This is a genomic window from Aeromonas popoffii (assembly GCF_037818705.1).
Lineage (GTDB): Bacteria > Pseudomonadota > Gammaproteobacteria > Enterobacterales > Aeromonadaceae > Aeromonas > Aeromonas popoffii.
The window spans coordinates 2,872,645-2,889,720 of the sequence record NZ_CP149129.1 but is presented as its reverse complement, the minus strand read 5'-3'; the positions used below and the strand labels follow the sequence as shown (position 1 = coordinate 2,889,720).

Here is a 17,076-nt window from a genome sequence, read left to right as displayed (position 1 = left end):
CATAGCGTGCCCGGCATCCTGGCACGCTCGAGATAGTCGCTTGCTCGACATCGTTGAAGGAGTTTCGTTTTGGCACTGGATATCAAATTGCTCGACATCATCGCCTGCCCGGTTTGCAAGGGAAAGCTGCACTACAACAAGGCCGTACACGAGCTGGTTTGCCGTTTCGACAAGCTGGCCTATCCGCTGGAGGAGGGGATCCCTGTGCTGCTGGAGAATCGCGCCCGTCATCTTAATAGCGACGAGATGCCGTCATGAGTTTCGTGGTGATCATTCCTGCCCGCTACGCCTCCACCCGCTTGCCGGGCAAGCCGCTGGCAGACATCCATGGCAAGCCCATGGTGCAGCACGTGGTGGAAAAGGCCCTGCAATCCGGTGCGGATCGGGTGATCGTCGCCACCGATGACGAGCGGGTAGGCAGCGCGCTGGCCTCCTGCGCCGCGCTCGCAGGCTTTGAGGTGTGCATGACCTCGCAGGATCACCAGTCCGGCACCGAGCGTCTGGCAGAAGTGTGCCGCTACTACGGCTTTGCCAGCGATACCATCATCGTCAATGTGCAGGGGGATGAGCCGCTCATTCCGCCAGCCATCATACGTCAGGTGGCCGATAACCTGGCCGCTGCGACGGCACCCATGGCTACCCTCTCTGTGCCCATCGAGGATGCGGAGGAGGCGTTCAATCCCAACGCGGTCAAGGTCGTGACTGACAAGGATGGCTACGCCCTCTACTTCAGTCGCGCTTGCATTCCCTGGGACAGGGATCGCTTTGCTGCCAGTGATCGCGCTGTTGGGCGCCACGAGCAGATTGGCGGCCACTATCAGCGTCATATCGGCATCTACGCCTATCGCGCCGGATTTATCCAGCGCTATGTGGACTGGGCACCGAGCGTGCTGGAGCAGGTTGAGGCGCTGGAGCAGCTGCGGGTGCTCTGGTACGGGGAGAAAATCCACGTGGCCCAGGCGCTGCAAGCACCGCCGGTTGGGGTGGATACCCAGGCCGATCTGGACAAGGTGCGTGCGCTGCTGGCGAACTGATGCCAGCACCACCGATGTGACTCTGAACGGTGCCTGCGGGCGCCGTTTTTTGTGTTGAATCCTTACATAATTATTTGATTACAAACGTCATTTATGAGCACGTTCAAACTTTTCCCGCCCATGGTTTGCCAAACCAGCGAGTTTGGTTATGATGCAAGACGCCGTGTTAACCCTAACTGGCATATAACGAGATAAAAAACGGGGTGTTTGGGTGATAAATGTATTCCTGGTCGATGATCATGAGTTGGTGCGTACAGGGATAAGACGCATTTTGGAAGATGTCCGCGGGATTAAGGTGGTGGGCGAGGTGCAGAGCGGGGAAGCTGCAGTTACCTTCTGTCGTCAGCACCATCCAGACGTGATCCTGATGGACATGAACATGCCGGGCATCGGCGGCCTGGAGGCGACCCGCAAGATACTGCGGATCCGGCCCGATGTGCGCATCATAGTGCTGACCATTCATTCAGAAAATCCCTTTCCCACCAAGGTGATGCAGGCGGGTGCCGCCGGTTATCTCACCAAGGGCGCAGCCCCGGACGAGATGATCCACGCCATTCGCTTGGTGCACTCGGGCCAGCGTTACATCTCCCCGGAGATCGCCCAGCAGATGGCCCTCAGCCAGTTTGCGTCGGCGGATGAAAATCCCTTCAAGTCCCTTTCCGAGCGCGAGCTGCAGATCATGATGATGATCACCAAGGGCCAGAAGGTGACCGACATCTCCGAGCAGCTGAACCTGAGCCCGAAGACGGTCAACAGCTACCGTTACCGCCTGTTCAGCAAGCTCAACATCAACGGTGATGTGGAGCTGACCCATCTGGCCATTCGCTATGGCATGCTGGACGCCGACACCCTGTAAGCGGGTGGAGGGGAGTCAAAAAGGCGGCGGGTGCCGCCTTTTTGCATGTCGCTGGCCTGGCGCAGTATGCTCTCCCCGTTGATGTTGAGCTCTATCGTTTTCGCCCTTTTGTGTTGAGCCGAGTAGCTGATGACCCTTTCTCCCGAGCCCCTTTTTGACAGCAAGGCCTTTCTGAGTGCCGTGACTCACCAGAGCGGTGTCTACCGCATGTATGACAGCGGTGGCACCGTCATCTATGTGGGCAAGGCCAAGGATCTGAAAAAACGGCTCGCCTCCTACTTTCGCACCCGGGTCGACAGCATCAAGACCCACACCCTGGTACGCCAGATCGCTGATATCCAGGTGATGGTGACCCACACGGAGACAGAGGCGCTGATCCTCGAGCACAACCTCATCAAGCAGTACCAGCCGCGCTACAACGTGCTGCTGCGGGACGATAAATCCTACCCCTGGATCATTATCACAGGGCACCAGCACCCCCGCATCGGCGTCCATCGCGGCGCCCGCAAGGTGAGGGGGGAGTACTTCGGCCCTTACCCCTCGGGCGGCGCCGTGCGCGAAAGCCTGCATTTGATGCAGAAGATCTTCCCGGTGCGCCAGTGTGAGGATGTTGTCTATGCCAACCGTACCCGTCCCTGCCTGCTCTATCAGCTCAAACGCTGCGCTGGCCCTTGCGTGGCGGGGCTGGTGAGCGAGGCGGAATATGCCCAGCAGGTGGAGCTGGCCAAGCTGTTTCTGGCGGGCAAAAATCAGCAGGTGATAGGGGAGCTGGTGGGCAAGATGGAGTCCGCCAGCGGCGATTTGCGCTTCGAGGATGCGGCTCGCTACCGGGATCAGATCCAGGCGCTGCGCCGGGTGACCGAGCAGCAGTCGGTGAGTGGCAACGTGCTCGATGAACTGGATGTGGTAGGGGTGGCATTTGAGCAAGGCGCGGCCTGTATCCATGTGCTCTTCATTCGTCAGGGCAAGGTGCTCGGCTCGCGTAGCTATTTCCCCAAGGTGCCGAGCGATACGCCCCTCGAGGAGGTGGTGCAATCCTTCCTGCTGCAGTTCTATCTGTCGGGGCAGGGGGGCAGGCAGATCCCGAGCGAGGTGTTGCTGGACGTGGCTCTCGAGGACGAGAGCGTGATTGCCGAGACCCTGAGCCAGACCGCCGGTTACAAGGTGCGGGTGGTGAGCCGTACCCGCGCCGAGCGGGCCCGCTTCATCAAGCTTGCCTCCATCAATGCGCAGACGGCGCTGCGTTCGCGCCTCGCCCACAAGAGCACCACCACGGCCCGCTTCAGCCAGCTGGAGGAGCTGCTGGAGCTGGAGCATCCCATTGCCCGCATGGAGTGTTACGACATCTCCCACACCATGGGGGAGCGCACAGTGGCGTCCTGCGTGGTGTTCAACCGGGAGGGGCCGCTCTCTTCGGAATACCGCCGTTTCAATATCGACGGCATCACGGGGGGGGATGACTACGCCGCCATGGAGCAGGTGCTGGAGCGGCGCTTTGGCAAGCTGCAGGAGCCGGACCAGGTGCCGGACGTGCTGTTTATCGACGGTGGCCTCGGCCAATTGCGCCGCGCCGAGGAGATCCTGGCCCGTCAGCTGGAGTTCCTCGGCGGCAAATACCCGCTGCTGGTGGGCATCGCCAAGGGGGTGACTCGCAAGGCGGGGCTGGAGACCCTGATCATGGGGGAGAGCCACGAAGAGCTGCACTTGCCGGCAGATATGCCCGCTTTGCACCTTATTCAGCATATTCGCGATGAATCTCACCGTTTTGCCATCACGGGTCACCGAGCCAGACGAGCCAAGGCCCGCACCACCAGTACTCTGGAGGATATTCCGGGGGTGGGGCCCAGGCGTCGTCAGGCACTGCTCAAGTATCTGGGCGGGCTGCAGGAGGTGAAAAAGGCCGGGGTGGATGAACTGGCCAAGGTACCCGGCATCAGCCAGGAGCTGGCCCAGTCCATTCATGATGCCCTGCACTCGCTCTGAGCCGGGGGCTGGGCTCAGAGTACTCGGCATTCAACCCAGCTCATCCAATTAGCTCTGAATCGTGGCCGCAATCCCGCCTCGGGGTGCACAAGAGCCGTGACGCAGGGGGCCCGCAAATGCCATAATGGCCCGCATCCTGAGGTTGTTGATGGATTAATAGACCAAGGCGGGCGCCAGTCCGGTTGCATCCGTGATCGGCTTGGGGCTACCATGTAGCGGCATACAAGAAGTGGCTGAAAATAATGACAAATATTCCTAACCTGCTGACGTTTTTTCGGATCTTGCTCATCCCCGTCTTCGTCATCCTGTTCTATGTACCCTATCAGTGGTCCTATCTGGCGGCGGCCCTCGTCTTCATTCTGGCGGCTGCGACCGACTGGTTTGATGGCTACCTTGCCCGCAAGCTGAACCAGTCCACCGCCTTCGGCGCTTTCCTCGATCCGGTCGCCGACAAGATCATGGTGGCGGCGGCGCTGGTGGTCATTGTCGAACACTACAACACCATCTGGGTCACCATCCCCGCCATGACCATGATTGGCCGCGAGATCATCATCTCCGCCCTGCGTGAATGGATGGCCGAGCTCGGCAAACGCTCCTCGGTGGCTGTCAGCTGGATTGGCAAGTGGAAGACCATGATCCAGATGGTGTCGCTCACCGGCCTCATCTGGCAGTACGACATCTGGATGGTATGGCTCGCCTACGTGCTGCTTTATGTGGCCACTGTGCTTACCTTCTGGTCCATGTTCCAGTACATGAAGGCCGCCTGGGGCGATCTGACCTACCACTCCCGCTTCTAGTGTCTGCCTGGCATAAAGCATCGTTTCCCCATCGTTGGGGCAGGGAAACGATCATGAGTGGTAAAAGTGCAGTGAAAGGGTAAAAAACACCCGAACGATCAGGGTATTAAACATTTTTGGTTGACTGGGCGAGGAACATCGCTAGAATGCGTCCTCGTAGTCAGGCAGTCAGCCAGACCAATGCGGGAATAGCTCAGTTGGTAGAGCACGACCTTGCCAAGGTCGGGGTCGCGAGTTCGAGTCTCGTTTCCCGCTCCAAATTCAGACAATAGAGAGCCAACTCTCTTTTGCATGGCGCGTTAGCAAAGCGGTTATGCAGCGGATTGCAAATCCGTTTAGTCCGGTTCGACTCCGGAACGTGCCTCCATATAGACAAGTCCGCCACGCGGACTTGATACCGGTTGCGGTGCCCGAGTGGTGAAATCGGTAGACACAAGGGATTTAAAATCCCTCGCTTTTCGAGGCGTGCCGGTTCGATTCCGGCCTCGGGCACCAACAAAAATCCTGTATAATCAACAGGTTGGCGTTAAATAGCGCCATACATGCTGCGGTTGTTACATCCATTTCAACACCATATTTGGTGGAAATTTGCGGAGTAACAACAAAAATGGCAAAGATTCAAACCCGTAAGGGTGTCAAAGGCACTACCTATCGTGTGGATGTAACCCACCAAGGTAGTCGCATCACCAAGTCCTTCAAAGTCAAAAAAGATGCAGAACGATTCGCAGCGCAGTTTATGCTCGATGCTGATTTCGCACACATCCTAACCAATCATACACTCAATACTCTCACGCTTACTGAAGCTGTCTCTGAATACCTTGAGCGCTATACCGGTCGAGATCCCAATATGGCTAATCGCCTTTCGTGGTGGACTGAACGTTTAGGGAACAAGCCATTGGGCAAAATCAGCCGCAGAGATATCAAAACCTGCCTTGATTCCCTCCGTTATGAGGGGAAAGCCCCTGCCACCTGCAATCGTAGAAAGATGATGCTGTCAGCCGTATTCCAATTTTGTAATGAGGAGTACGACATCAAGCACAACCCATGTCGTGAAATCCGCCAACTACCAGAGAACAACGCCATCATTCGATTTTTAACAGAAAGTGAGTTGGCTAAGTTGCTTGAGGCGGTAAAAAAAAGCGAATGGGAGCGCCTGTATTTGCTCGTGATTACAGCATTGACAACCGGTGCTCGTCGCTCAGAGCTGATTAAGTTACGCTGGTCTGACATCGATTTTCAGACCAAAACTGCTTACCTAGCCAAAACAAAGAACAGTGAGAGAAGAGTGCTCCCGCTTACGCCACCCGTTATCGCTGAATTGGAAAAGTTCCGTGAGGTAGGTAGTGGCCACCTGTTCCCACACGCAAGTGGGCAAGGGCCATTTCTTCATTTTGATTACCGCTGGAAATCTGCAAAGCGAGACGCTGGATTGGATAATTTTCGCTTTCACGACTTGCGGCACTCATGTGCTTCATTTTTGGCGATGGCCGGGGCAGGGCTGTTAGAGATTGCGGATGCTCTGGGCCATAAGAGCCTCAATATGACAAAGCGATATGCACATCTGTGTGTCGAGCATAAAACAAAATTGATCGACCGCGTTTTTTCTGAAGTTGGAGGCTAAATACCAATCAGATCCAATAAGGCATTAGTTGGACAAAATTAGCGCTATAAGTGCGAAATGTAGCGCCAATAATCGCCTTGTGGGCCAAATTAGCGCCATAAGTGTGAAATATGGCGCCAATAATCACCTTGGGGAAGCACCAAGGAGATCCAATAATAGATTTTGTGGGCCTAATTAGCGCCACAAGTGCAAAATGTAGCGCCAATAATTACCTTTTGGGGCCAAATTAGCGCCATGAGTGTGAAATTTGGAGCCAATAAGTCCTTTGGTATCAAGTAGTTGCGATCTCCCTCCGTTTCTGGATAATGACTGGCAACAACCGCAGACATCCTACCGTGTGATTAACGGTATTTATAAAACCATGGAGTGAGAATTATGAATGAACAAGATATTCAGCAGCACGCAATTAACCTTAGTAATTGGGTTCCTGTTCAGGAATTGCCAGTTGAGTATCCGCAATTTACTTATTCCCAAGTGAAAACACTTTTTTGGAAACGAGATCGAATTTTGGGATTGAATCGCTGTGTGCGTATGGCAGGTAAGAGGATGTATGTTTGTCGCCCACTTTTTGGAGCATGGCTTGCAGGTCTATTGCCGGAGCAACGGATGCAAATGAGAGGGGATAACAGCTAAGTGCCATTATGAAAATGATAAATAAAAACGTCCCCTAGATTACCCAAGGGGACGCAGAGTCAACCAATGGGCCTTCGAGTTTGGCGACCTGTAAGCCCATTTTTTGCGTAAGACATATTATATGAAAATTATTCGACATTCAGCTGGGTTTCGTGTGTATCACTTACCCAAGGCAACCCTTACATCAAATTTACTTTATGGCAATAGGAATGGAAGGGAATTTGTGTGTTATCGGAGAAGCGCATGATCTACTTTTCATGGGCTGCCGATAGCCAGACAGAAACTTTCTACGGCCTATCCAATCCCCGAACCGGCAGACGTTCCCAAGTTGGAGTACTTAGTGCGTTCACCAGCCGCAAGGCGCGGGCCACCTTCATAGCGCAGAGCCAAGGTATCGCCGTTGTGGTTACTCGCTCTTATGCCCGACAGATGAAGGCCGGATTAGATGACCGGGCTTTTAATGAACTGGTGGCTGTATTGGTTGGGGAGGTGCAATGAACTATTCAGCAACCTTCGTTACCGATGTGGCATCCGCTGCCAGTGGGCGTTGGCCTGAGTTGCTGGCGATGATGGGAATTGATACCCCGAGCCGTGGCAAACATGGCCCTTGTCCTGCTTGTGGGGGGCGTGATCGGTTCCGGCTTGATGACAAGGCGGGGCGCGGTACCTGGATTTGTAACCAATGTGGTGCGGGTGATGGGCTGGATCTGGTGGTCAAGGCAATGGGGAAAACCGTCAAACAAGCGGCCATTCTGATCGCCCCGTTGGTGGGCTTGTCTGCTGGTGGACTTGATCCGGTCGAACGTGAGTTCTTCCACCAGCACCAACAAGCTAAAGCTGAGCTGGAGCGAAAACAGAAACAGCAAAAGCGTCAGAAGGCTGCTCGCCGTGCTGCGGACATCATCCGCGACAGTGAGCAGAGCCAATCCCCCTACCTTGAGCGCAAAGGCTTGGGCTCGCGCCCGTGCGTAGTGAATCGCACCCTAATCCGTGAGGGGGGCGAAAACTTCCAGCCCGGTAGCCTAGTGATCCCACTCACCAATGAGGCAGGCGAACTGGTTAACGTTCAACTAATCGGCCATGACGGTAGCAAGCGATTCTTGTATGGGGGACAGAAGACCGGAGCATGTCATTACATTAGGGGCGGTGAGTTGGTGGCCGTGGTGGAGGGCTATGCAACCGGGCTATCGGTTCATCTGGCTGCGGGGACGACCGTTTATTGCGCCATGGATTGCGGCAACCTAATGGCCGTAGCCGAGATTGCCCGCCGTCAGCATCCAAAGGCCCAGATCCTTATCTGTGGTGACAATGACGAAGGTACCAACGGAAATCCCGGCAAGGCCAAGGCCGAACAAGCAGCCATGGCAGTAGGCGGACTGGTGGCCCTGCCACCTGCTGCCGGTGATTGGAACGATTACCACCAAGCCCATGGGCTGACTGAAACACAAGGGACCATCATGAGTGCCAGAACTACGCCGGTCACCAGCGCGACCCAAGAGACTGTCCAGAAGGAAGCTGTGGGTACCCGGGCAGAAGTTGTACCGCTGCATCCTGCCTGCGATGGTGACGCAAACGAAGGCTCAGCCCTGCCGGTAGGGTTCGAGATCCACGGTGATCGCCTTTGCGCTTTGGAACTGGTGGGGCGTGGCGAGGATGCCCGACAAGAACTGATCCCCATAGCCAGTCCGATCTGGGTATTGGCTGAAACCTCTGATGAACATGGGCGGGGCTATGGTCGCTTGCTTGCGTGGCAGGACAGTGCCGGGCGTGCTCGTCAGTGGGCTATGCCTGTCCGCTCCCTGGTACCGCGCAACGGTGACGAGGTGTTTGCCGCCCTGCTGGATGCTGGCTTGCCATTCATTGATCTGGGCCACAAGCGCAAGCTGAACGCCTATCTGATGAGCTGTCAGCCACAGCAGCGGATCACCTGTGTGGAGCGTACCGGCTGGCATGGCCACGCCTATGTGCTGCCTAGTGGGGCGATCGGGCCAGATGCCGAGGGGGTGATCCTGCAAACGGCGGGATACGCTGCCAGTGACTTTACCGAGCGCGGCACCTTGGCCGAGTGGCAACAGGGGGTTGCAGGGCTGGCCGTGGGCAACTCCCGTCTCTGTTTTGCGCTGTCACTGGCCTTTGCCGCACCCCTACTGTCGCTGGTGGGTATGGAGGGAGGTGGGTTTCACCTCAAGGGTGAGAGCACGGACGGTAAGACCACCATCATGAAGGCCGCAGCCAGTGTGTATGGAGGCCCAGACCGTTACGCCCAGACATGGCGGGCAACCGGTAACGCTATTGAGGGGATCGCCAGTCGTCGCAATGACGCCCTGCTCTGCCTTGATGAGCTGGGGGAGCTGGATGGACGCGAGGCGGGACAGGTGGCCTACATGCTGGCGAACGGGCAAGGTAAGGGCCGCAGCAAGCAAGACGGCGAACTGAGGGAGCGCAAGGCGTGGCGGCTGCTGTTCCTGTCCACCGGCGAGCTGTCATTGGAGGATCATGCCGCCAGTGCTGGTCAGCGCACCCAGGCAGGGATGGAGGTTCGCACCATCCAGATCCCCAGCGACACCGGGTACCATGGCGCGTTTGAGTTGCTGCATGGCATGGACGGTGGGCGCACCTTTGCCGATAGGCTCAAGGCCAACGCAGACCACCAGCATGGCACCGCATTCCGAGCCTATGCCGAGGCCCTGGCCGCCGATATGGAACTGCACCGCGAGCACCTGATGGAGGAGATCAAACGTCTTGCCGATGAGCTGACTCCGAAGGGAGCGGGCAACCAGGTAGGCCGTGCCATAAACCGGTTTGCGCTGGTGGCCGCTGCCGGTGAACTGGCAACCCGTTTGGGGGTAACGGGCTGGCCTGAGGGGGAGGCAATCAGATCGGTGCGGGTCTGCCTCAAAGCGTGGCTGGCGGAACGTGGCCACCTTGGCAACAAGGAGGATGCCGCCACACTGGAGCAGGTGCGTAAGTTTGTCACAGCCCACCAGCATAGCCGTTTTGCGGACTGGTTCGATGCCAGCCACCGCCCGACCAATATGGTGGGCTTTCGTAAGGTGGAGTCGTCTGGTGTGAGTTTCTTTGTTTTGTCCCCTGGCTGGGCCGAAATCACCAAGGGACGCAATTCCAAGCGAGCAGCGCAACTGTGCATGGATGCTGGCTATCTACTGGCAAGCAAAGACAGGAAGCGTTTGCAGCGGCAAGCCCGATTGCCCGGCATGGGTAGCCGGGTATGGATTTACCTGCTGACGGAGCGAGTGCTCGCCGATGAGGCCAGCGGCTCAGGAGATGAAGATTAGGGCCAGCCAGGAGTAAGTGGTTACTGTGTTTTGCCCCTTTTCGAGCATTTAGGCACGCGCAATTAAACAACGCAAAAACGGTGGTGACACTGGTGACACTGCCACCTAATAGAGCCGTAAGCCTGATGAATAAAGGGATAAAGCTGTCACCACCTTAATGGATTCATGCTGGTGACAAAGTGGAGACAGTGGTGACGACCAATGTCTGTCACCACCAGCCACCACACAATTTACTACTGGGTGGTGACAGACAAACCCTGTTGTGGCACGGGTTTGCGGAAGTTGTAACCATTTCATCACTGTCACCACCTTTTTTTCCATATATAGAGTGAAAGAGGGCTTTCCCTAGTAGGCCGATCAGTTCGATAGATGGCCTGACCAGTGGGATGCACAACTTACATGGGGACGAGGGTTCTTGACCAACTTAACACTGGAGGATAAACGAATGTTCGCGGAGCTTGACGAAATGTTCACCAAGGAGATTGCCAGAGAGGAAAAACTGCGTCAGCAGGAGCAAAAACAAGCCGATCGCCAACGTAAACTGCTACATAAGATTTGTAAGCCTGCCCCTGGTGTTGGGCTCATTACTCCATTCTGGGAAACCTGGGCACGAAAAACCGGGCAGTATAACCGGCGTAGTTTGGAACGAGCAGAACGAAACCGGGCCATTGCCAAACTGGGACCGATTAATCACTTGGCGCACCTTGTCAGCGCACTGGAATGGCACCCCCACCATGCCCACATTCTGATCGTGGCTACAGACCCTGGTGTGACCTGTGAGGAGCTGACAGATTTCTACGACTTGGATTACTCAAATCACAGGATGGTTTTTCGCCGTTTGAATACTGTTCTGAAACAGGTAGGTTGGCGTTTCGCCTCATACCCTAGGGGCGCACCAAATGAACCATGGGGTTGGGAGTTGGAAAAAATCCCTGAGTGAGCATCCCTAAAATGATCACTTTATCTGTTACAAGCGCTCCTGATTACAGAACGTGGCCGTATTTTCTCACAACCCAGTGATTACGAAGGCTGTAGCTCTGCCTGCCCCCCAAAAAACGCGGCAAAACGATCGCTTTTGGCAGTGCTGTCCCAGGGCAAAAATAGGATCGTTTTTCTCATGCCTCCTCGGCGTCAACCCCTTATCTGACAAGCAATTTCCTGAAAAAGCGATCGTCCACCGTGATGATCACTTTCAGGTGATCGCTTTTCTGACCTGGTAGGATCGTTTTGATGTGGTCATGAGTATTAAGTTAAGCGGCAAACCCAACAGTGACAAGGGATTGAGCAGTGAGTGGCGGGTACCCACGCCAGCAGCTCAGTCACGAAAAACACAAAAACCTTTGTCCCGTTACAAGCGATCCTTTCGGTTGCTCAATTATCAACCGCTCAAATTAGTGTTCGCCTGCGGCGATCGTTATCATTTTGTGTCCATATGAAGCCATGCTGGTGCATCATGCAAAGAGAGAATATTGCGATTTGTGTTCTATTCGAGATGCACAATATGCTGGTGCGATTTTCATGATCCACCCCCGGATGAATCTTGTTGTACCATACCCATCCGACATCTAGGTATCACCCAAGGCCCTTAAAGTTCCACTCATTCGTTGGGCAGAGCTGGCCTAAGCAGTAATCAGGAATGGTAACGCGCAAGCGCGCATTGGATAGGAAACAGATTAAATGCAATTTGTCCCCCATGGTCCCGACATTCCGGATGCGCTCTTACAAGCGCATGAGGAAGGTCGAGTGGTGTTTTTCTGTGGGGCAGGAATTTCCTACCCAGCCGGTTTACCGTTGTTCAAGGGATTGGTAGAGGAGATCTACCGATTAAATGGGACGACACGTTCTGAGATTGAGGACGAGGCATTCAATAGCGGGCAGTATGACTCCACATTAGATTTACTTGAGCGCCGCTTGCCTGGGGGGCGTCTAGCAGTCCGTCGTGCACTGGCACTGGCACTGGCTCTGACGCCAAAGCTCCGTCGCAAAGGGGCCACTGACATGCAGACTGCATTGTTGCGTCTAGCGTGTAACCGCGAGGGGGCCCTGCGGCTGGTTACCACTAACTTCGACCGCATCTTTCATGTGGCAGCCAAACGCATGGGCCAATCGTTCCAAGCTTACACCGCCCCCATGCTACCTATCCCAAAGAACAGCCGTTGGAATGGACTGGTCTATCTGCATGGCTTGTTACCCGATAAGGCAGACGACACTGCACTGAACCGTCTGGTGGTTACCAGTGGTGACTTCGGTTTGGCCTACCTCACTGAGCGCTGGGCGGCTCGATTCGTGAGCGATTTGTTCCGCAACTATGTGGTCTGCTTCGTGGGTTACAGCATCAAGGACCCAGTGCTGCGCTACATGATGGATGCGCTGGCTGCCGACCGAATGTTAGGTGAAAGCACACAGCAGTTTTGGACTCTGGGCGGTTGTGAGCCGGGACAGGAGCACCGTCAAACCAAACAATGGGAGGCCAAAGGTGTCACCCCCATCCTCTATAGCGTTCCGGCTGGCAGCAATGACCACTCAGCACTTTATCAAACCCTCCAAAACTGGGCAGACACTTACCGCGATGGCGTGCAGGGTAAAGAAGCCATCGTCGTCAATCACGCCCTAGCAAGGCCACAGATCAGCACGCCTCAAGATGATTTTGTCGGGAGGATGCTGTGGGCATTGTCGGATAAATCGGGTTTACCTGCGAAACGGTTCGCCGATTTTAATCCAGTTCCGTCGTTGGATTGGTTGCTTGAGCCCTTCGGGAAAGAGGGTTTCGGGTACAGCGACCTTGCCCGCTTTGACGTGCCTCCTCACGATAATGTAGATGCTAAGTTGAGCTTCAGCCTTATTCGACGGCCTGCATCCTATGACTGTGCTCCTCCGATGTTACTGGTTTCAGGAGGCGTGATTGACAGCAAGTGGGATGATGTGATGTTTCAGCTCGCCCGTTGGCTAGTACGCCATCTAAATGACCCGAGGCTGATCATCTGGATCGCGGAGCACGGTGGACATTTACACGAGCGTTTGTCACGGTTGATCGAGAGTGAACTGGATCGCCTTGCCTCGCTGGAACGTGATGGCAAGACATCCGATCTGGATGATATTCGTTTGTACGCCCCCAAGGCGATTCCTAGTCCCCTGATGCGTACCTTGTGGCGGCTTCTACTTAGCGGTCGCGTGAAAGCCTCGCGGCACGATATAGACCTTTATCGTTGGCTAAAACGTCTCAGGCTTGAGGGGTTGACGACCACATTGCGCCTCGAATTGCGCGAATTGCTTGCCCCCAAGGTGGTGTTGAAGAAACCTTTTCGCTGGAGCGATGACGAATCGAGCACGACTCACGAGCCCACGCGAATTAAGCAATTGGTGAACTGGAAGATCGAGTTGGCCGCCAGTGGTGTGCATTCAACCCTGAGAGATCTTGCTGACGAGCCATGGCGATCTGTACTGCCACAATTGCTCGACGACTTCCAACAACTGTTGCGCGATGCGCTGGACTTGTCGCATGAATTAGGCGGGGCAGACAATCGCAGTGATCATTCGTATTGGGATCTGCCTTCTATCTCGCCGCACTGGCAGAACCGAGGTTTCCACGACTGGGTGAGTCTTATCGAATTGTTACGTGACGCGTGGCAGATGATTCTCTCGACTGACAGCGTACGCGCAATTCGCATCGCTCAGACCTGGTTTGAATTGCCGTACCCCACCTTCAAACGCTTGGCCCTGTTTGCCGCTAGCCACGACGACTGTATCCTGCCGGATCAGTGGGTGGACTGGCTTGTTGTCGACGAATCGTGGTGGCTATGGGCATCGGATACTAGGCGCGAGGTGTGCAGATTGCTTGTTTTACAGGGCCGATATTTAGCTGGTTCTGCTCAGGTGTGCTTGGAGGAGGCCATTATTGCAGGGCCACCACGCGAGATGTACCGAGATGACTTGGAAGATGAGCGTTGGCAAGGCTTGGTGGCCCATTCAGTGTGGCTCCATCTAGCCAAACTGAACACATCAGGAGTTATTTTGGGAGCTGCCGCAGCGTCTCATTTGGCAGAGCTTTCCAGTGCCAATCCTCAATGGAAGCTGGCAACCAACGAAAGTGACGAGTTTTCACACTGGATGAGTGGCACTGGCGATCCAGATTTCGAAGACAGCCAAGAGGTAGAAATTGCGCCCCGCAAACGGCAGGACCTCGTGCAGTGGCTTAGACATTCTGAACCCAAGCAGGGCCCATTCAACGAAGACACATGGAGCGAGGTATGCCGAACCCGCTTTTTCCATAGTGCACTCGCTCTTGGCGATCTCGCTCAAAAGGAGATATGGCCGACCGAGCGATGGCGCAAGGCGCTACAGGTTTGGGCTGAGAATGGCATGGTGCTGCGATCCTGGCGTTTCGCCGCGTCACTGGTGGAGACGATGCCTGATGAGACAATGCAAGAGCTTCAGCACGCACTGACTTGGTGGTTAGAGGTAGCATCCCAATCCCTAAATTGCCATGAGAGCATTCTGTTGGTGTTGTGTCGTCGCGTTTTGAAACTGCCGCTCGATGCTGGCTCCGGTTCTTACACCATCCGCAATAATGAAGAGATCTATGATCCTATAGGCACCGCGATCAACCACCCCATTGGGCATGTTACGCAGTCCCTAATCAATCTTTGGTTTAAGCAAAATCCAAATGATAACGATTTGCTTCCGGCGGATCTCAAGCCCATATTCACATCACTGTGTGACGCGCAGGTGGAGCGATACCGTCATGCCCGAGTTCTTTTAGGCTCGCAATTGATCGCATTTTTCCGGGTAGACCGTCCTTGGACCGAACAGTACCTTTTGCCACTGTTGAGCTGGACAAATCTAGTTGAAGCAAAAGGAATCTGGGAAGGGTTTCTCTGGTCGCCACGCTTGTATCAACCTCTATTGGCGGCCTTTAAACCGTATTTTCTGGAGAGTGCGAATCACTATGCCGATCTTGGCGAGCACCGCCAGCAATTCGTCACTTTCCTGACATACGCAGCATTGGGTCCGGTCGAGGGTTACTCTGTAGAAGAGTTGCGGTCTGCATTTGGGGGGCTCCCACAAGAAGGCTTGGAGGAAACTGTGCAGGCTCTCTTTCAGGCGCTTGAAGGCGCTGCCGATCAACGTGAAGAATATTGGAAGCACCGCGTACAACCTTTCTGGCAAAAGATCTGGCCTAAGTCCTGTGAGCTAAAGACTCCGCGAATAGCAGAGACCTTGAGTCGTTTGGTTATTGCTACGCGAGGTGAATTCCCGGCGGCTTTGGATATGGTGAAAGACTGGTTACAACCAATAGAGTACCCATACTACGTTGTTCATAAACTGCACGAGTCAGGTTTGTGTAAACAGTTTCCTGCGGAGGCTTTGCAGCTACTTAATCTGGTTGTGTCTGGTGACGTGATGGTACTGGACGAGTTGAGGCTATGTTTACAGGCGTTAGTGCTAACCAAACCAAATATTGAATATGATATCCAATACATTCGCATTAACGAACTTTTGCGAATGCGAGGGATGTAATTCATCTCACTACCGGTAGCTCCGTAATCATGGTGGTGCAGCGGGGGCTGAGCTGCTCCCGCTTCATCATCCATTCACCGTTATTCCTCCCTCTTGCGCCAAAGTAAACCTTCCCTGATTGATCTTGTCGATCACCTGCTGGGGATGGGCTTCGCAGGGATGGGCGACGTGGTCGCAAACCGCGATACACTGGTTAATCCCATAAGTATGGACATTGCCCAGTGAGCGCATCGAGTGTCAGGCTGGATGGCCTCATGTCAGTGAGGGTGCCGCAGCTTTTGGTGAATCGCTTCGGTACGGATGAGTGAAAGGAAATTTGGTGGAAAATGGTGGAGACCTACCGAGCAAGCAGGCTACTCACTCTAACCAGAAGCGCTTGATTGTACGGGGTTATCAACCTACTATAATTTCCAACAACCGCATTTGTGCCATTTAAAATCCCTCGACGTTCGCGTCGTGCCGGTTCGATTCCGGCCTCGGGCACCATTAAAATCAAAGACTTACGAAGGCCACTAGCAATAGTGGCCTTTTTGTTTTTACCGATTCCTAACATTTCCTAATACTTCACTGCTTTTTCACGCTATCAACAGCAGGGACTTGTAAAGTTCTCTGTCATGCTGCTCGCAGATCCTTACGATTACGTTTCGAAGGAATGACTGGCTCTATCCCCCTGGCTCTGGCTACGCAAGCAACGCATTGGTACGTATCCCCTATCTGCCAATAAATACCCAGCTTCCAGGTCATCAATCAAGGTCGCGGCTTGCATACAATCCTCTGTCGTTCCCGATGTGATGATGCATGTTATTGGTATCCCGTGTCAGTCGGCTACCAAGTGGATCTTGTTGTTTATCTCCCTTTGGTAACCCCCATATCTTGGTTACCACCTTGAGCACCACTGGCATGGGGATGGACTTTGATATGGCTGGCGTCGATCATCAGCCATTCATAATCAGGTTCTTTTCTCAGACGTTCTTGAAGCCGGGCCCAGATACCCTTGTCGCGCCAGCGACAAAAGCGACGGAGGGTGTTTTTCCAGCCCCCGTAATCAGATGGCAAGTCTCGCCAGGGAGCAGCAGTGCGTAAAACTTAGAAAACAGCATTGATAAAAAATCAGTTATCACGATCCGCACGTCTCCATTGACCTTTTTGGCCCAGTAAATGAGGTGCGAGTAAGGACCATACATGGTCGGAGATATCGTTGCTGCGGTGAGCGGGTGTTGGCATGAGGCGATGATTTTTACGTTAACGGGGCTGATATTGTACTGAAATACATCAGTTGAAGACGACAGCCCCTATGGCGGTTCGGAGTTATATGGAAGGCTCCATATCGGATTAGGTT

At 54.5% G+C, this 17,076-nt stretch carries 12 protein-coding genes, 3 tRNA genes and 1 pseudogene; 14 read left to right on the top strand and 2 right to left on the bottom strand.

The window, feature by feature from the left end; translation table 11 throughout:
- Positions 1-69 precede the first annotated feature (69 nt).
- The 14 genes from WJM78_RS13110 (at position 70) to dsr1 (ending at position 15,737) form a co-directional block, all read left to right on the top strand.
- Positions 70-258: a Trm112 family protein gene (locus tag WJM78_RS13110; RefSeq protein ID WP_042036532.1), complete on the top strand. Its 189-nt coding sequence runs from the start codon at positions 70-72 to the stop codon at positions 256-258.
- Positions 255-1,034: a 3-deoxy-manno-octulosonate cytidylyltransferase gene (gene kdsB, locus WJM78_RS13105; RefSeq protein WP_339009768.1), complete on the top strand. Its 780-nt coding sequence runs from the start codon at positions 255-257 to the stop codon at positions 1,032-1,034. Before WJM78_RS13110 ends, kdsB begins: the two co-directional genes overlap by 4 nt.
- Positions 1,035-1,245: 211 nt before the next feature.
- Positions 1,246-1,890, top strand: a complete 645-nt coding sequence (gene uvrY, locus WJM78_RS13100) for a UvrY/SirA/GacA family response regulator transcription factor (RefSeq protein WP_042036535.1) — start codon at positions 1,246-1,248, stop codon at positions 1,888-1,890.
- Between the two features lie 129 nt (positions 1,891-2,019).
- Positions 2,020-3,873: an excinuclease ABC subunit UvrC gene (gene uvrC, locus WJM78_RS13095; protein WP_339009767.1), complete on the top strand. Its 1,854-nt coding sequence runs from the start codon at positions 2,020-2,022 to the stop codon at positions 3,871-3,873.
- Positions 3,874-4,115: 242 nt separating this feature from the next.
- Positions 4,116-4,670, top strand: coding sequence for a CDP-diacylglycerol--glycerol-3-phosphate 3-phosphatidyltransferase (pgsA, locus tag WJM78_RS13090; RefSeq protein ID WP_042036538.1), 555 nt, complete (start codon positions 4,116-4,118; stop codon positions 4,668-4,670).
- Between the two features lie 182 nt (positions 4,671-4,852).
- A tRNA-Gly gene (locus WJM78_RS13085) sits at positions 4,853-4,928 on the top strand.
- A gap of 35 nt (positions 4,929-4,963) precedes the next feature.
- A tRNA-Cys gene (locus WJM78_RS13080) sits at positions 4,964-5,037 on the top strand.
- Between the two features lie 41 nt (positions 5,038-5,078).
- Positions 5,079-5,165 (top strand) — tRNA-Leu (locus tag WJM78_RS13075).
- A 112-nt stretch (positions 5,166-5,277) separates the two neighbouring features.
- Entirely contained in the window at positions 5,278-6,291 is a 1,014-nt protein-coding gene (locus tag WJM78_RS13070; RefSeq protein WP_339009764.1) for a site-specific integrase, read from the top strand.
- A 375-nt stretch (positions 6,292-6,666) separates the two neighbouring features.
- Positions 6,667-6,924, top strand: a complete 258-nt coding sequence (locus WJM78_RS13065; RefSeq protein WP_339009762.1) for a hypothetical protein — start codon at positions 6,667-6,669, stop codon at positions 6,922-6,924.
- 243 nt (positions 6,925-7,167) lie between these two features.
- Entirely contained in the window at positions 7,168-7,422 is a 255-nt protein-coding gene (locus tag WJM78_RS13060) for a hypothetical protein (protein ID WP_339009761.1), read from the top strand.
- The gene (locus WJM78_RS13055) at positions 7,419-10,220 is read left to right on the top strand and encodes a DUF927 domain-containing protein (protein ID WP_339009760.1); all 2,802 of its coding nucleotides are present in this window, start codon (positions 7,419-7,421) and stop codon (positions 10,218-10,220) included. The genes WJM78_RS13060 and WJM78_RS13055 overlap by 4 nt, the downstream gene beginning before the upstream one ends.
- Before the next feature lie 445 nt (positions 10,221-10,665).
- A complete protein-coding gene (locus tag WJM78_RS13050) occupies positions 10,666-11,160 on the top strand; it encodes a hypothetical protein (protein WP_339009758.1) in 495 nt (164 codons plus the stop codon).
- A gap of 737 nt (positions 11,161-11,897) precedes the next feature.
- Complete coding sequence (dsr1, locus tag WJM78_RS13045) at positions 11,898-15,737, top strand: anti-phage defense-associated sirtuin Dsr1 (RefSeq protein WP_339009757.1); 3,840 nt, start codon at positions 11,898-11,900, stop codon at positions 15,735-15,737.
- Position 15,738: 1 nt separating this feature from the next.
- On the opposite strand, the gene WJM78_RS22830 is transcribed toward dsr1, so the two are convergent.
- Positions 15,739-15,927 carry a DUF4113 domain-containing protein gene (locus WJM78_RS22830; RefSeq protein WP_422388415.1) on the bottom strand — a complete coding sequence of 63 codons (189 nt, stop codon included), beginning with the start codon at positions 15,925-15,927 and terminating at the stop codon, positions 15,739-15,741.
- Between the two features lie 431 nt (positions 15,928-16,358).
- Positions 16,359-16,961: pseudogene (locus tag WJM78_RS13035) on the bottom strand (IS5 family transposase); the annotation flags it as partial.
- Positions 16,962-17,076: the final 115 nt, after the last annotated feature.

What these genes read in the sequence shown, in the direction of transcription:
- kdsB (WP_339009768.1), top strand. Translation starts at nt 255, where the DNA reads ATGAGTTTCGTGGTGATCATTCCTGCCCGCTACGCCTCCACCCGCTTG.
- uvrC (WP_339009767.1), top strand. Translation starts at nt 2,020, where the DNA reads ATGACCCTTTCTCCCGAGCCCCTTTTTGACAGCAAGGCCTTTCTGAGT.
- pgsA (WP_042036538.1), top strand. Translation starts at nt 4,116, where the DNA reads ATGACAAATATTCCTAACCTGCTGACGTTTTTTCGGATCTTGCTCATC.
- WJM78_RS13070 (WP_339009764.1), top strand. Translation starts at nt 5,278, where the DNA reads ATGGCAAAGATTCAAACCCGTAAGGGTGTCAAAGGCACTACCTATCGT.
- WJM78_RS13065 (WP_339009762.1), top strand. Translation starts at nt 6,667, where the DNA reads ATGAATGAACAAGATATTCAGCAGCACGCAATTAACCTTAGTAATTGG.
- WJM78_RS13060 (WP_339009761.1), top strand. Translation starts at nt 7,168, where the DNA reads ATGATCTACTTTTCATGGGCTGCCGATAGCCAGACAGAAACTTTCTAC.
- WJM78_RS13055 (WP_339009760.1), top strand. Translation starts at nt 7,419, where the DNA reads ATGAACTATTCAGCAACCTTCGTTACCGATGTGGCATCCGCTGCCAGT.
- WJM78_RS13050 (WP_339009758.1), top strand. Translation starts at nt 10,666, where the DNA reads ATGTTCGCGGAGCTTGACGAAATGTTCACCAAGGAGATTGCCAGAGAG.
- dsr1 (WP_339009757.1), top strand. Translation starts at nt 11,898, where the DNA reads ATGCAATTTGTCCCCCATGGTCCCGACATTCCGGATGCGCTCTTACAA.